This is a genomic window from Clostridioides sp. ZZV14-6154 (assembly GCF_020657785.1).
GTDB lineage: Bacteria > Bacillota > Clostridia > Peptostreptococcales > Peptostreptococcaceae > Clostridioides.
Window position 1 is genome coordinate 297742 of record NZ_JAGWCY010000001.1, and the last position, 15435, is coordinate 313176.

A 15435-nucleotide genomic window follows, 5' to 3' on the forward strand; every position below is an offset into this window, starting at 1 on the left:
CTCTTTGATAGAAATACTTTTCTATTTTAAGAGAGTTCTTTTTATTTTTAAGTAAGATAATGTATAATAAAAAATGTATTTTACTAATTTTTATATGTAAGGAGAATTTATTGTGAGAAGAAGACGAAAAAAAGGTGCAGATGAAAAACTTTTAAGTTATACAGAATATGTCTTAAGGGAAGATATAGACAAATTAAAGGGAAAATGGAATATAAAGTTTGGAAATGATAATCCAATACATGTGGAATTTGGAACTGGAAAAGGTCAATTTATTACAACCTTGGCCAAACAAAATCCTGATATAAACTATATTGCTATGGAATTAAAGGAAGAAGTACTCTTAAAGGCTGTTGAAAAAGCTGATGATTCTAATTTAGATAATATATTATTTTTATGGGCGGATGTAAGCGATATTCTAAATTATTTTGAATCTAAAGAACTATCTAGGATTTATATAAATTTCTGTGACCCATGGCCAAAAAATAGATGGAGTAAAAGAAGACTTACTCATTCTGGATTTTTAGAAATGTATAATAATATTTTAGAAGATAATGGAGAAATTCATTTCAAAACAGATAATGAAAAATTATTCGAGTTTAGTTTAAATGAAATTGCTGCAAATAATTGGCTCTTAAAGAATATTTCTCTTGATTTAAGCAGTAGTGAGTATAAAAATAATGTTACAACAGAGTATGAGGATAAATTTATGTCACAAGGAATGCGAATATTTAGATGTGAAGCTAAAAAACGTAACTAGTAATATGTTTATAAGTTTAATAGTAGAAATTTATGCTAATTTATATTAATAAAGTGTACGAAAGTAGGCATATATAACAAGGAAACAGAGCCCTCTCATAGAAATTAATTTACTATGTAAAAAATTTTGTTTTATGTGGGAGGGTGCTATGAATTTAGCTAATTTAATACCATTTCTTATTTCTGCGACGGCTTTAAATCCAATAAATTCAAACGATAAGATTTTAAGTGAAAACCAACTTAAAGATATTTTTCCTGATGCTAACCTGAGAGCAGTTGTAAAACGATATGTAAATCCAGATGAAATGACTATAAGTAATATAAAGGCTTTGGATGGAGAATTTTATGCAACAGGGGAAAATATTTCAAATTTAAAAGGTATATCATATCTTGAAAACATAGACAATTTTATTTTTTGGAACAATAACATAAAGGAACTTCCTAGAGAAATACTAGGTTTAAAAGATATGGACTCAATTAATCTTGCAAATAATTATTTAATTAATGATAATACAGTCAATTCTCTTTCTAATAATGGTGTAGATGTAAATTGCGACTTGAATTTTATTGATACAAAAGACAATCAATATAAATTGGATTCTAAATACCATAATGTTGACATAGCAAAAGGTGAGAGTATTGATTTGAGAAAAATAGTTACAAAGAAAATTGATAGTTATTACAAATATTGGGAAGTAACTAATAGCCTTCCAAAAGATTTAAACTTTGTGGTATCTGTAAGTGATAAGAGTATACTTTCATGTAAAGATATGATTATTAAGGGTAATAATAAAGGGCAAGCAGTTGTGAAAGTTATACTAAATGACAAAGATGATTTAAATATATCGCAAGAAGTTTTAATCACTGTAAATGTAAAATAACATAAAATAAAGTGTATATTCATATAACTTATTTAATTATTATATTTTTAATTTCAATATTAAATCAAAGCAAAGGTTGCTAGTAACAAAGCACTAATATTAATGTTTTGTTACTAGCAACCTTTAGATATCTATAAATAGATTATCTAAAAAATCCCATTTCTTTTGTTAGTAGCCCATATCCCTATTAAAATTATCAATGAATATACTATATACAAAAATATTCTTATATACTGAACATCTAGTCCAAAAAACTCAATATTACTTTGTGAGGTATGCAACATCACAAGTACTGCAGATATACCAATAAGCAAAGGATTAATTACTATTTGCTTATCAGTTCTTAAAATCATTATTTTCCCCATCCAAATTATCGATAATATAAAAAATAAAATTTTAAGACCAAACTCTAATGTATCTACCAAAGCGAAAACATCCCTTCATTTATAATAAATTTTTCAGCTTAATCAAATATAAAACCCTAATATAACTTTTTAAACTTGTACTAAATCCATATAAGATAATTTAATTAAGTTCTATAAAACTTTATCTACATTAATATATACTACACTATACTTTGCATTTCTTAAATATAAATTAATAAATTTAATAAAATTTTGTTCATGAGCATATAAAGATATATTTCATTATTTAAATGCATATCATTATATATACAGTTTTAGGAGGCGAGGTATATGGATTCTAAATTTTTTAATTGGTACACTCAATCCTTAGGAGGAACTTTTGGTATTATATCATGTATATGTGCTTATTTAAATGGATATATGTTTGTTTATACAAATAGTGCTAGTAGTTACTTTGAAAGTATAGGATTTTTAGGAATAATTTCAAGCTATGTATTACTTCCACTTTGTATGCTAACTTTGGTTTTTGGAATTATACGTTCTTATACTCCAGATACATCCGATAAAAGTATTTTTGATATACCCTTTTTTACTTTAAATAAAAGATTAATACTTGTTACAGTAGTTTTTGGATTTATTGGTGCTAGATTTTATTTTATAATTCCTGCAATTTTAATGACTTTTAACTTATATAGTAGTATTTTAATCACTAAATTAAAAGATATACTATATAAGAACAAAGAAAATGATACTAATATGAAAGAAAGTGAAGTCTAAATTGCATAATTTTGGTATTTGTCTTAAAAATCCCCGAGGTATTAATTTGTATTTTATTATATTTTGCAAAATATATTGAATTTTATTCATTTTATACTTATAATTTATATTAATAATGGAAAATTAAAACAAAAGAATTTACTGGTTGTTAATTTAAAATTAAAATATATCTGAATGTGTTGATTCTATAGTCAGCACTTTTTCTTTTATAAATTTGCTTTTTGTGATATAATATTAGCACCAGGTAATAATACAAGGGGGTAACAACATGAACATCAATGAAATTAAGGAATTATTAAAGGTCATAGACTCAACTAACTTAGAATATGTAAAGCTTGAAAGTAGCGATTTTAAATTAGAAGCATCTAAAAAAACTGAAGTTACAAGCTCACCTGTTTTAAGTGTACAACAAGAATCGGTAGTAGATCTTTCTTTAGAAAAGCCATTTGTAAACGAGGCACCTGTAGTATCTAATGAGAATTTATCAATAGTAGTAGCTCCTTTGATGGGAACATTCTATGATTCTCCAAGTCCAGATGCAGAAAGCTTTGTCAAGGTTGGCGATGTAGTTGAAGAAGGTGACACTTTATGTATATTAGAAGCAATGAAACTTATGAATGAAATAACAAGTGAAATTAAAGGTGAAATAATTGAAGTATTAGTTGATAATGAAGAACTAGTAGAATATAATCAACCTTTATTTAAGATAAAACCATTGTAGTAGGAGGTATTTAAGTTGATAAAAAAAATACTAGTTGCAAATAGAGGCGATATAGCAGTTAGAATCATCAGAACGTGTAAAGAACTAGGCATAAAAACTGTTGCTATCTATTCTGAAATAGATAAAGATTGTTTTCATAGATATATAGCTGATGAATCTATTTGCATAGGGCCAAATAATATAAGCAAGAGTTATAATAACATAGAAAATATTATATACCTTGCTCTTAAATTAAAATGTGATGCTATTCATCCAGGTTTTGGCTTTTTATCAGAAAACCCTGAATTTGCAAAACAATGTGAAGAGAATAATATTATTTTTATAGGTCCAACAAGAGAACAAATGATTTTGATGGGAGATAAATCTAGAGCAAGAGAAACTATGATGGAATTAAATATCCCTGTTGTTCCTGGTTCAGAATCTGTTTTAAAAACTAAGGAAGAAGCTTTAGAAGTTGCAAGAGAAATTGGCTATCCTGTTATTATAAAAGCCTCAAGTGGAGGCGGTGGGAAAGGTATGAGAATCGTTAGAAAGGAAGAAGAGCTTTTTTCAAATTTTGATATGGCAAGTTCAGAAGCTCTAGCAGCATTTTCTAATAGCGATTTATATATGGAAAAATTTATAGAAAATCCTAGACATATAGAAGTACAAGTATTTGGTGATAAACATTCAAATGCAATACATTTAGGTGATAGAGATTGTTCTATGCAAAGAAGAAATCAAAAAGTAATAGAAGAGTCTTTAAGCCCATACCTTTCAGATGAAGAAAGAATAAATCTTCATAAAATTGCAGTGGATATAGTAAAAGGTGTAGGTTATATCGGTGCTGGTACTATTGAATTTATAGTTGATAAAGATAAAAACTTTTATTTTATAGAGATGAATACAAGAATACAAGTTGAACATCCAGTCACAGAGATGGTAACAAATCTTGACCTTATAAAACTTCAAATATCTATAGCTAATGGAGAAGAAATACCTTTTAAACAAGAAGATGTTATTTTTAGAGGCCATGCTATTGAGTGTAGAATAAATGCTGAAGATTCATCAAATAATTTTGCTCCATCACCAGGTAAGATAGAGTCATTAAATTTACCTGGAGGTTTTGGTGTTAGATTTGATACTTTTGTATATACAGGATATACTATACCACCTTTATATGATTCTATGATAGGTAAATTAATATGTTGGGCTGAGACTAGAGAAGAATGTATAAATAGAATTTATAGAGCTCTAGATGAAATTATTGTAGAAGGTATTAATACAAATGTAGAATTCCAAAAGGCACTTGTAACAAGTGAAGAGTTTAGAAAAGATACTCATCATACCAAATTTATAGAAGATGTCTTTATGAAGAAGGAATTTGCTACATTATAAGGAGTAAATAGATTATGATAAAAAAATTTTTATCATCAAAAGAATCTAAGTATGTTACGATTTCTTTAGATGACAACTTTAAAAAGAATAGTGTAGATGATAAATTTTGGACTTATTGCAAAGGATGCGATAGTCATGTATTTAGAAAAGACATAGAAGAAAATTCATTTGTATGTCCAAAATGTTCAAGACATTATGGTTTAAGAGTACGAAATAGAATAAATTTATTGATTGATAAAGGAACTTTTATGGAATTTAATTCTGATATAGAATTTCAAAATCCATTAAACTTTCCTAAATATAAAGAAAAAGTAGACTCTTATAAGGAAAAAACGAATGAGTCAGAAGCTGTTGTCACAGGTTATGGAAGATTAAATGGAATTAAAACAGTTATTTGTGTAATGAATCCTGATTTTATGATGGGAAGCATGGGTTCTATTGTTGGGGAAAAAATAACTTACTCAATAGAATATGCTGCCAAAAACAATTTACCTATAATTATTTGTTCTGCTTCAGGAGGAGCTAGAATGCAAGAAGGTATGGTATCTCTTATGCAAATGGCAAAGACTTCTCAGGCACTTGCTAAGCTTGAAGAAAAGTCATTACCATATATATCAGTTTTAACTGACCCTACCACTGGAGGAGTAACTGCTAGTTTTGCTATGCTCGGAGATATTATAATTTCTGAACCAAATACATTAATTGGTTTTGCAGGTCCAAGAGTGATAGAACAAACAATAAATCAAAAACTTCCTGAAGGATTTCAAACTTCTGAGTTTTTACTTGAAAAAGGTTTTATTGACATGATAGTAGATAGAAGAAAAATGAAGGAAGTATTGTATCAAATTCTTGCTATGCACAAGAAATAGGGCATAAAGGAGGAACTGTTTTGATTGAAAATAATAATGATAAAATAAAAGTCTTAGAAAATGATATTAAACAATTAGTAGCTATTTCTGAGGCAAATAATATAGATTTAAGTGATAAAATAAACTCTCTTAATGAAAAATTAGCAAAGCTTAAAGAAGATGCCTTTTCACATCTATCACCATATGAAAAGGTAGTGTTAAGTAGAGATATAAAAAGACCTACAACTTTGGAATACATAGAACATATTTGTTCTAATTTTTTAGAGCTTCATGGAGATAGGCTTTATAAAGATGACCCTTCTATAGTTGGAGGAATAGGGCAAATAGGAAAATTTAATGTTACTATAGTTGGTCACCAAAAGGGAAGAGATACTAAAGAAAACATAAAAAGAAACTTTGGTATGCCTCATCCAGAAGGATATAGAAAAGCGTTAAGACTTATGAAACAAGCTGAAAAATTTGACAGACCGATAGTGACATTTATTGATACATCAGGAGCTTTTTGTGGCTTAGAGGCAGAAGAAAGAGGACAAGGAGAAGCTATTGCAAGAAACTTACTTGAAATGAGTAAACTTTCTGTTCCAGTAATCACCTTTGTAATTGGTGAAGGTGGTAGTGGAGGAGCTTTAGGAATCGGAGTAGGTAATGATGTGTGTATGTTAGAACACTCAGTTTATTCTGTAATTTCACCTGAAGGTCTTTCTAGTATCTTATTTAAAGATTCATCTAAAGCAAAAGAAGCTTGTGATGTTATGAAACTTACAAGTAATGATTTATATGATTTAAAAATAATAGATAAGATTATAAAAGAACCTCTTGGCGGTGCACAAAAAGATGTAGAAGCTGTTTCAAAGGAAATGAAGTCTTATATTTTAGAAAGATTAAATCATTATAAAGATATGCCTAAAGAAGAAATAATGTCTCAAAGGTATAATAAATTTAGAAATATTGGAAAATGCTTATAGAATATAAAGAAATTTGTAGATTTTTCATTATAAAATGGTTTTAAAAAATAAAGGTTTTCTTAAATCTATTATAGAAGTATATTTTTATAAAAGTATACTTTAAATGATGATTGTAATTAGTAAATGGCAATTATGATTTAGTACTTTAGGTAATGGATACTTTAACAAATTAACAAGGAGATGTTGAAATGGAAGTACTAAAAGTTTCATCAAAATCTAATCCTAATTCTGTAGCTGGAGCTTTGGCTGGAGTACTGAGAGAACGAGGTATTGCAGAAATACAAGCTATAGGAGCTGGAGCTCTAAATCAAGCAATAAAATCAATTGCAATAGCAAGAGGCTTTGTTGCACCTAGTGGAATGGACTTAGTGTGTATTCCCGCATTTACTGATATAGAAATCGAAGGTGATAAGAAAACTGCCATCAAACTTATAATTGAACCTAGATAATATATCTTTTTGTTAGAATTTAATTAAGTTTTAAAGGTTGACTATGGAAATGATGCCCTGTAGTGAACCTTTTTTACTTTAATATATTTTATTTTATATAATTTTTAATGTATAATCTTAATTAAACAAATAAGTTTGAAGGAGATGTAGATTATGAAATTAAAACTATTTTTAAAAGAGTATGCAGTATGTAGATTAAATAATAACAGTGAAATACCAACATGGATAGATACAGAAAATTTTTACTCTATAACTAAAACTGATGATGAATTGAGCATTGTATGTTCAAACAACAATATCCCTTCTGATATTAAATCAGAAAAAGAATGGAGAATACTTAAAATCTTAGGTCCTTTAGATTTTTCACTTATAGGAATTTTATCTAAGATAAGTGGGTTATTAGCTGATAATAAAATAAGTATATTTGCAATTTCTACATATGATACAGATTATATTTTAATAAAAGAAAAAGATATAAAAAATGCTTGTAAAATTTTAAACTGTAATGGATATGAGATAGAGTAGTTGAAGACTTAAATGCGAGGTTCTAGTTTATGATTCATATAGTTGAGATTTTTAAAATAAGTATAATAAATATCTTTTGTTTTATAGAAATATTTATTGTATTTGGATTAATTTTTAGTATTATAGAAAATTTAAATAATAAATTTATCTTTTTATCTTTTGGAAAAACTGGTGTCATTGTAACTGGAGCTGTTGGAACTTTTATACATGAATTGAGTCATTTAATAATGTGTTTGATTTTTATGCATAAAATAAATTCAGTAAAATTCTTTAGACCAATTGAAAGTAAAAATGATGGAGTATTAGGATATGTAAATCATAGTTATAAAAAAGATAATATTTATCAGAGTATAGGAAATTTTTTTATAGGAATTGCTCCAATTATAGGTGGAACAATGATGATTATTGTACTTTTTAGAATACTATTACCAGATAGTTACATCAAAATAACACAAAACATAGATTTAAAGTTATATGTAAGTATGATTAATAATTTTAATATAGCGGGTTTTATACAGATTATTTTAGATGATGTTTCTAATTTTGTAAAAACAATATTGTTAACACCTGATATATATTCATTAAGATATTTTATATTTATGTTTTTAATGTATTCAATTTCCACTCATATGTCACTTAGTAGTGCTGATTTGAAAAGCAGTTTAAAGGGTTTGAGTTTTATAGTTATAGTTATATTTGCAATTAGTCTAATTACATACTTATTTGGGCTTAATAGCTTAAATATATCTAGTTTAATAGTAAAGTACAATATATTTGTAAGTTTTTTTATGACGATAGGGCTTATTTTTTCAATAGTAACTCTCATAATATCTTATATTTTAAGTTTGGTAAGTCCATTTAAAAATTTTAATTAAGATACTAAATTTTACTATTTTTAGTTTTCTTATTTTAGTTTCCTTGAAAAGATAGTAAAATTCAAGATTGAAAAAGATTTTATTAAAGCATAAAATTTCTCAATATATTTTAGTGAATATTTATTAAACATATATTGAGAAATTTAAAAAGAGTACTTGAATCGAACTAGTCTTTAAATGTGGATTTAGGGAATAGTTAGTGCGAAAACCAATTAGAGCGCTACTAATCTCTTAAAAAATACATTAATTGATTAAATTAAATATTTATGCTAACATAGCTACATTGTTATTAATAAAAATAACTTACAAATATTCATAGTTATTAATAAAAATAACTTACAAATATTCATATTTTAATTTTAGGAGGTTTAAATTTGAATAATGATAAGAAAATTATAAAAGTACATAATAAATCTGATAAACCTGATAATATTGTCATCAAAGAAAATGAACTTATAGAAAAATGTCTACTTTTGGAAAATAAACTTCCTGTATTTATGAAAGATTATTTTATATATCTAAAAGGTTCTGTTGCCGTCTCTACACGACTTGCTTATTTAGAAGATATAAAGTTTTTCTGCTTATACATGATTGAGACAAAGGAACTAACAAGTGCAGATTGTATAAAAGACATTACAGAAAGTGATTTTAACATGATAAAATCAAGAGATATAAACTTATTTTTAGGCGATTATTGCAGCAGATATTATAAAAATACAGAAAAAAACACATTAATTTTTGAAAATAATAATAGAGCTCTGGCAAGAAAAAAATCATCCATCTCTACTCTATTTAAATTTTTATATAGAAATTCTCAAATAGATAATAACATAACTGATGGATTTAATCCAATAAAGCTACCTAAACCACAACCAGATGCTATTAAACGTCTTGAAATAGATGAAGTTGCAAAAATGTTAGAATCAGTAGAAACTGGTGAAGGTCTTACTGAAAAAGAAAAAGTTTATTGGAAAAAAACTAGATTACGTGATAAGGCTATATTAGCTCTATTTGTTACATATGGGCTTAGATTAAATGAACTTAGAGAACTTAATATCTCCTCTTTTAATTTTTCAAGAGGTGAATTCAAAATATATAGAAAACGTGGAAAAGAAGTCTTAATGCCTATAAATCATACTTGTGAACATGTAATAAAAGATTATTTGCAAAATGAAAGAACAAGAGATGATTTACTAAATGATGAAGTTAAAGATGCATTATTTTTATCTCTTCAAAATAAAAGAATTACAGCAAAAGCTATAAGAACACTTGTAAAAAAATATACATCTATTCCACTAGATACAACTAGAGATAATGGATATAGCCCTCATAAATTAAGAGCAACTGCTGCTACCTCTCTGATTCAAACAGGATTTTCTATATACGATGTTCAAAATTTACTCGACCATGATAATGTCACGACTACTCAACTTTATGCTGCACATAAAAAAAATGTAAAACGTGATATAGTTAAGAATTTTGAATGGATTGAAGATGATTAAAAATCAGGAACAAATGTTTGCAGATATAAATGGATTATGTTATAATTAAAAATATAAATGTATGGAAATAAAAACAAAATATGTTTGGAAATGAGTGATGTTATGTATTTAGATCTAACTGAAAAGCAAGTTTTAATACTGGAATTTATAAAATCTCAAATCATATTAAAAGGCTATCCACCTGCTGTAAGAGAAATATGTACTGCTGTAGGGTTAAGATCTACTTCAACTGTGCACTCTCATCTAAATAAACTTGAAAAACTGGGATACATAAGAAAAGACCCTACTAAACCAAGAGCTATTGAAGTTTTGGAGCGTAGTAAAGTCAATGATGTTTCTGGAGCTAACCAGGAAATAATAGAACTTCCTTTAGTAGGTCAAATAACAGCTGGAGAACCCATTTTAGCGCAACAAAACATAGAGGAATATATTCCATTCCCTGCCAGTTTAGTAAAGGGCAGTAATAACTTTGTATTAAAAGTAAAAGGCGAAAGTATGATTAATGCAGGAATTTTAGATGAAGATTACGTTGTAGTAGACAAAAAAAATACAGCCTTAAATTCTCAGATAGTAGTTGCACTTATAAATGGTGAATCTGCTACGGTCAAGAGATTCTTTAAAGAAGGAAACTTGATAAGACTTCAACCAGAAAATGATTTTATGGAACCAATTATGCTTAAAGACTCAGAAGTTGAAATTGTAGGTATTGTAACTGGTGTATTTAGAGTTATAAAATAACTATTAAAGAATATCAAAAAAATAAGCTATTTAATAGATAAAATATATCTTAATTTCTTTATTTTATCTATTTGGAATAGCTTATTTTTATATGTATTTACTATTTTGTATTATTTGCTTTTTATTTATTATTTCCTATATTTTAACTATTGCTTTCCATAACATATATCACATGGGTCATTTTTCTTACTTTCTGCAATTGAACCTGATAATATTTTTTTACTTCTTGAAAGTCCACTACAATTTTTTGTTGAGTGATAACTCTTCCCTTTTGGAGTAAAATACACTATTTTTGACAAATTCGATGCATTTTGTTCCTTATTTAAGGATTCATTCTGGCCTGTATTGTTATTTGACTTTTCGGAGCTTCCATCTTCTCTAACACCTTTTTTGTAACTTCCATCTTTACAGCTTGTAAAAACTCCATCACCTGTAGATTCAAATACTATATCTGAACATTCGTCACTTCTATGTACTTTTACACCCATCTTTTTTAATTTGTTCATTGTTTCTTCATGTGGATGACCATATGAATTACCTTTTCCAACTAAAATTACTGCATATTCAGGGTTAACTTTATCTAAAAAAGCCTGAGATGAACTACTACGAGAACCATGATGAGCTACTTTTAAAAGGTCTACTTCTCCAAGTTTTGATAGTATTTCTTTTTCTGTACCTTCTTCAGCATCACCTGTAAATAAGGCTTTATCGTTACCATTAGTATATGCAAGTACTAGTGATTGTTCATTAGTAGTATCTCCTCCATTTGTATTTAGAACTTCAAAATAGGAATCTTCAAGATAAAACTTTTTATTTTCAAGAGGTACACTTGGAGATAAATCTTTATTTGCTAAAGCATTTATAAAATCTCTGTAACTCTTTGTTTCTGCTGAACCATTTGATACAAAAACATTTTCTATATTGAAATTTTTTACAACAGAATCAAGTCCCCCTAGATGGTCTGCATGAGAATGAGTAGCTATAAGATATTTAATATCTTTTACCCCTTGATTATTTAGGTAGTCTACCATTAAATTCTCATCATCGTTATCTCCCCCATCTATCAATATAAAAGTTTTGCCCTCTTGAATTAATATTGCATCACTATTTCCAGTGTCAATAAAATGAATTTTTACATTTTTATCACTTGATATACTACTAGATAAAGTTTCTTGGTTATTTGATTGATTATTTTCACTGTCTGTTGCACTGCTACAACCAGTTAAATAAATAGATACAGAGATTATTAGCAGAAATATTAAGGATTTAACTTTAGAATTTTTTTTGTTATTTATATTTTTTTCTATCACAAACTACGCCTCCATTTTCATAATACACTAGTAATTATAACATGATATGCGTTTTTATGATATTTTTTTACATAATATTTTAATTAGCATTTATAAAATAATAATAAAAAAAATTGACACTGTATAAGTTTTATATTATATAAAATGAATTATTTTACATCAGTAGTACCCAGTTATGCATTTTAAACGACCATTTATGTTTAAAATATTGCAAAATTCTTCCAAAACTTATAATATATTAAATATCAACAAAAATAAATAAACTTTTTCCTTAAAGAAGGCTTAAAGCTCACACCAACTGCCTTCTTTTTTTTTATAATTTTTTAACTATTTATTTTGATTTATTTTGATTAATATTTATTTCATATTTTAGCTCTACTCTTCTAGATGCATCTCTATTTACACTATTATCTCCATTTTTTACGAGTTCAGCTTTTGACCTACCTATTGCAATAATATGTTTAGTTACTTCATCTTTATATTTATAATTACCTATTTCATCTCCTACTATAAATTTAGCAACGCTATATGCCCTTCTTTGTGATAAATCTAAGTTATAGATATAGCTTCCTACATCGTCTGTATGACCTTCTATAACTATTTTAGATATATAGTCGCCATAATCTTTATAAATAGTTTCTATGTACTTTGGAACAAACATTTTTAACATCTCTTTAGCCTCTGGTTTCAAGACATCACTATCTACATCAAACATTGTCCTTTCACCAAAAGTTACTTGACCATTAGCCTTATCCACTTTCACAGGTATACCACTTTTTTTAAAGGTTTCTTCAACAGAAGCATTCACATTTTTAGCTAAATCTTGTTCAACTGAGCCTGAGATACTTTCTGAACTAAATAAGATAAGAATTACAACCATCAACACAGTGGATAATAAATCTGTAAATGTTGGCCAGAAACTACTCTTTTCAAATTCTCTGTTAACAGTTCTTCTATATTTATTATTCATTTAACTCATCCTCACCTATGGCCTTTATTTCTTTCTTTTCTATCTCATAAATTTCTTCACTCAAAGGATTAAATATGCTATCAATATTATTTTCAAATAAATCTTCACTATCAAGAGGAACTTCATCTTGCATGAAGGAGTTATTAAACATAACATCTAGCTTATCTTGAATGTCTAAAGAATTCTCAAACATTATATCTAGTTTGGTTTGTAAGTCATTAGAAAAGTTCTCAATAATACTTGAAAGATTCTTAATTGAATCGTCTAGAGTGTATTTTTCATCTAAAAGAATTTTTTGATTTTGAGATATTTTGTTTTCATGAGTCATTAATTTAGTTAACAAATCTTGAGCACTTCTTTCATATAAAGCAAATCCTGCATTTATATTTCTTATATAATCTTTAATTTTATGCTGGCTTTCAGTGGAATTATATATATTTTTTGATGATTCTTTTATATCAAATAGAATTTCCTTATTTATATTATCTTGATTATCATACTTATCAAACAGTTTCACAAATTTTACATTTAAAATATTAAACTGTTTATCTAATTTTCTTACACTTTGGTCAAATGTCTTAATAGAACTTTGAGAGCCTTCTAAAAGACTTTTTAAAGCTTCTATTCCACTGATAAATTCATCATTAAAATCATTTAAGTCTTTAGATATTTTATCAAATTTTTCAATAGCTTCTATAGACTTGCTTATTTGTTTTATTGTATTTTTTACTTCTTCTACTTTTAAGTCCATTCTTTCTGATTTAATATGAGTTACCTCAGATGTCAGTAGATTCTCAGATTTTAACATTATTTGTATCAAAACATGTTCACAGTCTTTTATCTTTGTAAAATATCCTATAATTAGAGAAAATACCACTCCAAATATACTAGTTGTAAATGCAGTTTGCATGCTACTAATAGTCGAAGGAAGTGAATTTATAATATCTTTAGTATCAACACATAAAAGCATTGTAGAAAGTCCAACAAAGGTACCTAAAACTCCAAGTAATATACTTATTGAAGATGAATTTTTTATGCTTCTAATTTTTTCTAATATCGGTAAGTTATTATATTTTAAATCTGATACAACTTCTTCTACAAATGAAGTTATATTTACATCAGCATAAGGATTTTCTTTACTATATGTATAGTAATCATTCCTTATTTTGCTATAAAACACACTCGTTTTATAGTCTCGGTTGATTTCTTCTAGTTTTGAACTTACAAACAAATACAACTTGTTGTTTTCTACAATTTTAAAAATAGAATACAAAGTTATTGCAAGTAAAAATAATATAGTTATTGGATTAGTAAATATTGACTCTATCAAATTAGTTATTATGTTACTCAATTTTATCCCCTACCTTATAATTTATTTATCTCTAATTTATACGTACAAGTTACTAAGAAAATACGTAAATAAACAAAATATTTATATTATATTTATGAAAAATGGTACAAATAGGTTGTAATGTTAATAACATAATATATACGAGCTAAAAGTTATAGGGGGTGGCATGATGAATGACAACATAGTAGAAGTTAAAAATATCAATATGAACTTCTACACTAAGGAAGGCGAGCTTGAAGTATTAAAGGATGTCAATTTTAATTTGAAAGAAGGCGAAATACTAACATTACTCGGACCTTCTGGAAGCGGAAAGTCTACAATTTTAAATATTCTTACTAATCTTTTAAAACCAACTAGTGGTGATGTAAAGATTACTGGAAATATTGGATATATGTTTCAAAAAGATAATCTGCTTGAATGGAGAAATATAATGGATAATATAACTATTGGTTTGGAAATTCAAGGAAAAAAAGATAAAAAATCTTTAGATAGAGTTGAAGAGCTTTTAAAGACTTATGGACTATGGGATTTCAGAAGTATGTATCCTAAAGAATTATCTGGTGGTATGAGACAAAGAGTTGCTCTTATTAGGACACTTTCTGTAAATCCAGATGTTTTACTTTTAGATGAACCTTTTTCAGCTCTTGACTATCAAACTAGATTGTTGGTTTGTGATGATGTTTATAGTATTATTAAAAATGAAAATAAGTCTACTATTTTAGTTACGCATGATATTGGTGATGCCCTTTCTATAAAAGTGCAACTTTAGAAATTAATCTATTTTTTTGTTTAAATACATCCATTTAGATTCTAACTCTTTTATCATATCATCCTCTATTCTTACTCCAAATGATTTAATGCTCTAATACTGGTTATTCCATGATTTAATAATGAATATAATGAAATATTATGTGCTTTAATATCCCAACAAATGAGTCTTCCAAATATGCGGGAGTTTCCTGGTGGTAAAGTTGAAAAAGATGAGTCTCTTGAGAGTGCAATTG

The 15435-nt window shown here is 27.0% G+C and carries 17 protein-coding genes; 13 read left to right on the forward strand and 4 right to left on the reverse strand.

Annotation, left to right across the window (positions count from 1 at the left end):
• Positions 1-112 precede the first annotated feature (112 nt).
• Together trmB and KGF45_RS01355 are read left to right on the forward strand one after the other, a co-directional pair.
• On the forward strand, positions 113-757 hold the full coding sequence (trmB, locus tag KGF45_RS01350; RefSeq protein WP_227828034.1) for a tRNA (guanosine(46)-N7)-methyltransferase TrmB: 645 nt from the start codon (positions 113-115) through the stop codon (positions 755-757).
• Positions 758-905: 148 nt separating this feature from the next.
• On the forward strand, positions 906-1637 hold the full coding sequence (locus tag KGF45_RS01355) for a hypothetical protein (protein WP_227828035.1): 732 nt from the start codon (positions 906-908) through the stop codon (positions 1635-1637).
• Positions 1638-1783: 146 nt separating this feature from the next.
• Here KGF45_RS01355 and KGF45_RS01360 read toward each other — a convergent pair whose 3' ends face one another.
• Entirely contained in the window at positions 1784-2062 is a 279-nt protein-coding gene (locus KGF45_RS01360) for a hypothetical protein (RefSeq protein ID WP_227828036.1), read from the reverse strand.
• 270 nt (positions 2063-2332) lie between these two features.
• Here KGF45_RS01360 and KGF45_RS01365 point away from each other — a divergent pair, with 270 nt between their 5' ends.
• The 10 genes from KGF45_RS01365 (at position 2333) to lexA (ending at position 10800) form a co-directional block, all read left to right on the forward strand.
• The gene (locus tag KGF45_RS01365) at positions 2333-2779 is read left to right on the forward strand and encodes a hypothetical protein (protein WP_227841642.1); all 447 of its coding nucleotides are present in this window, start codon (positions 2333-2335) and stop codon (positions 2777-2779) included.
• A gap of 268 nt (positions 2780-3047) precedes the next feature.
• Positions 3048-3500, forward strand: coding sequence for an acetyl-CoA carboxylase biotin carboxyl carrier protein (accB, locus tag KGF45_RS01370; RefSeq protein WP_227828038.1), 453 nt, complete (start codon positions 3048-3050; stop codon positions 3498-3500).
• Between the two features lie 15 nt (positions 3501-3515).
• Positions 3516-4877 (forward strand): acetyl-CoA carboxylase biotin carboxylase subunit, encoded by a 1362-nt coding sequence (gene accC, locus KGF45_RS01375; protein ID WP_227828039.1) that lies wholly within the window; start codon positions 3516-3518, stop codon positions 4875-4877.
• Positions 4878-4891: 14 nt separating this feature from the next.
• On the forward strand, positions 4892-5746 hold the full coding sequence (accD, locus tag KGF45_RS01380) for an acetyl-CoA carboxylase, carboxyltransferase subunit beta (RefSeq protein WP_227828040.1): 855 nt from the start codon (positions 4892-4894) through the stop codon (positions 5744-5746).
• Positions 5747-5766: 20 nt separating this feature from the next.
• Complete coding sequence (locus KGF45_RS01385; protein WP_227839433.1) at positions 5767-6711, forward strand: acetyl-CoA carboxylase carboxyltransferase subunit alpha; 945 nt, start codon at positions 5767-5769, stop codon at positions 6709-6711.
• Between the two features lie 188 nt (positions 6712-6899).
• Positions 6900-7160, forward strand: a complete 261-nt coding sequence (locus KGF45_RS01390; protein WP_003424039.1) for a stage V sporulation protein S — start codon at positions 6900-6902, stop codon at positions 7158-7160.
• Between the two features lie 153 nt (positions 7161-7313).
• Positions 7314-7685 carry an ACT domain-containing protein gene (locus tag KGF45_RS01395; protein WP_227841643.1) on the forward strand — a complete coding sequence of 124 codons (372 nt, stop codon included), beginning with the start codon at positions 7314-7316 and terminating at the stop codon, positions 7683-7685.
• A 29-nt stretch (positions 7686-7714) separates the two neighbouring features.
• Complete coding sequence (locus KGF45_RS01400; protein WP_227841644.1) at positions 7715-8560, forward strand: hypothetical protein; 846 nt, start codon at positions 7715-7717, stop codon at positions 8558-8560.
• Positions 8561-8934: 374 nt separating this feature from the next.
• On the forward strand, positions 8935-10062 hold the full coding sequence (locus KGF45_RS01405) for a tyrosine-type recombinase/integrase (RefSeq protein WP_227828044.1): 1128 nt from the start codon (positions 8935-8937) through the stop codon (positions 10060-10062).
• Positions 10063-10164: 102 nt separating this feature from the next.
• Positions 10165-10800 carry a transcriptional repressor LexA gene (gene lexA / locus KGF45_RS01410; RefSeq protein ID WP_227828092.1) on the forward strand — a complete coding sequence of 212 codons (636 nt, stop codon included), beginning with the start codon at positions 10165-10167 and terminating at the stop codon, positions 10798-10800.
• 146 nt (positions 10801-10946) lie between these two features.
• On the opposite strand, the gene KGF45_RS01415 is transcribed toward lexA, so the two are convergent.
• The 3 genes from KGF45_RS01415 to KGF45_RS01425 all read right to left on the reverse strand — a co-directional run bounded on the left by KGF45_RS01415 (position 10947) and on the right by KGF45_RS01425 (position 14431).
• Complete coding sequence (locus tag KGF45_RS01415) at positions 10947-12110, reverse strand: ComEC/Rec2 family competence protein (RefSeq protein WP_227828045.1); 1164 nt, start codon at positions 12108-12110, stop codon at positions 10947-10949.
• A gap of 331 nt (positions 12111-12441) precedes the next feature.
• Positions 12442-13080 (reverse strand): OmpA family protein, encoded by a 639-nt coding sequence (locus KGF45_RS01420; RefSeq protein ID WP_227841645.1) that lies wholly within the window; start codon positions 13078-13080, stop codon positions 12442-12444.
• Positions 13073-14431 carry a hypothetical protein gene (locus KGF45_RS01425; RefSeq protein WP_227841646.1) on the reverse strand — a complete coding sequence of 453 codons (1359 nt, stop codon included), beginning with the start codon at positions 14429-14431 and terminating at the stop codon, positions 13073-13075. The genes KGF45_RS01420 and KGF45_RS01425 overlap by 8 nt, the downstream gene beginning before the upstream one ends.
• Before the next feature lie 169 nt (positions 14432-14600).
• Here KGF45_RS01425 and KGF45_RS01430 point away from each other — a divergent pair, with 169 nt between their 5' ends.
• On the forward strand, positions 14601-15200 hold the full coding sequence (locus tag KGF45_RS01430; protein ID WP_227482658.1) for an ABC transporter ATP-binding protein: 600 nt from the start codon (positions 14601-14603) through the stop codon (positions 15198-15200).
• Positions 15201-15435: the final 235 nt, after the last annotated feature.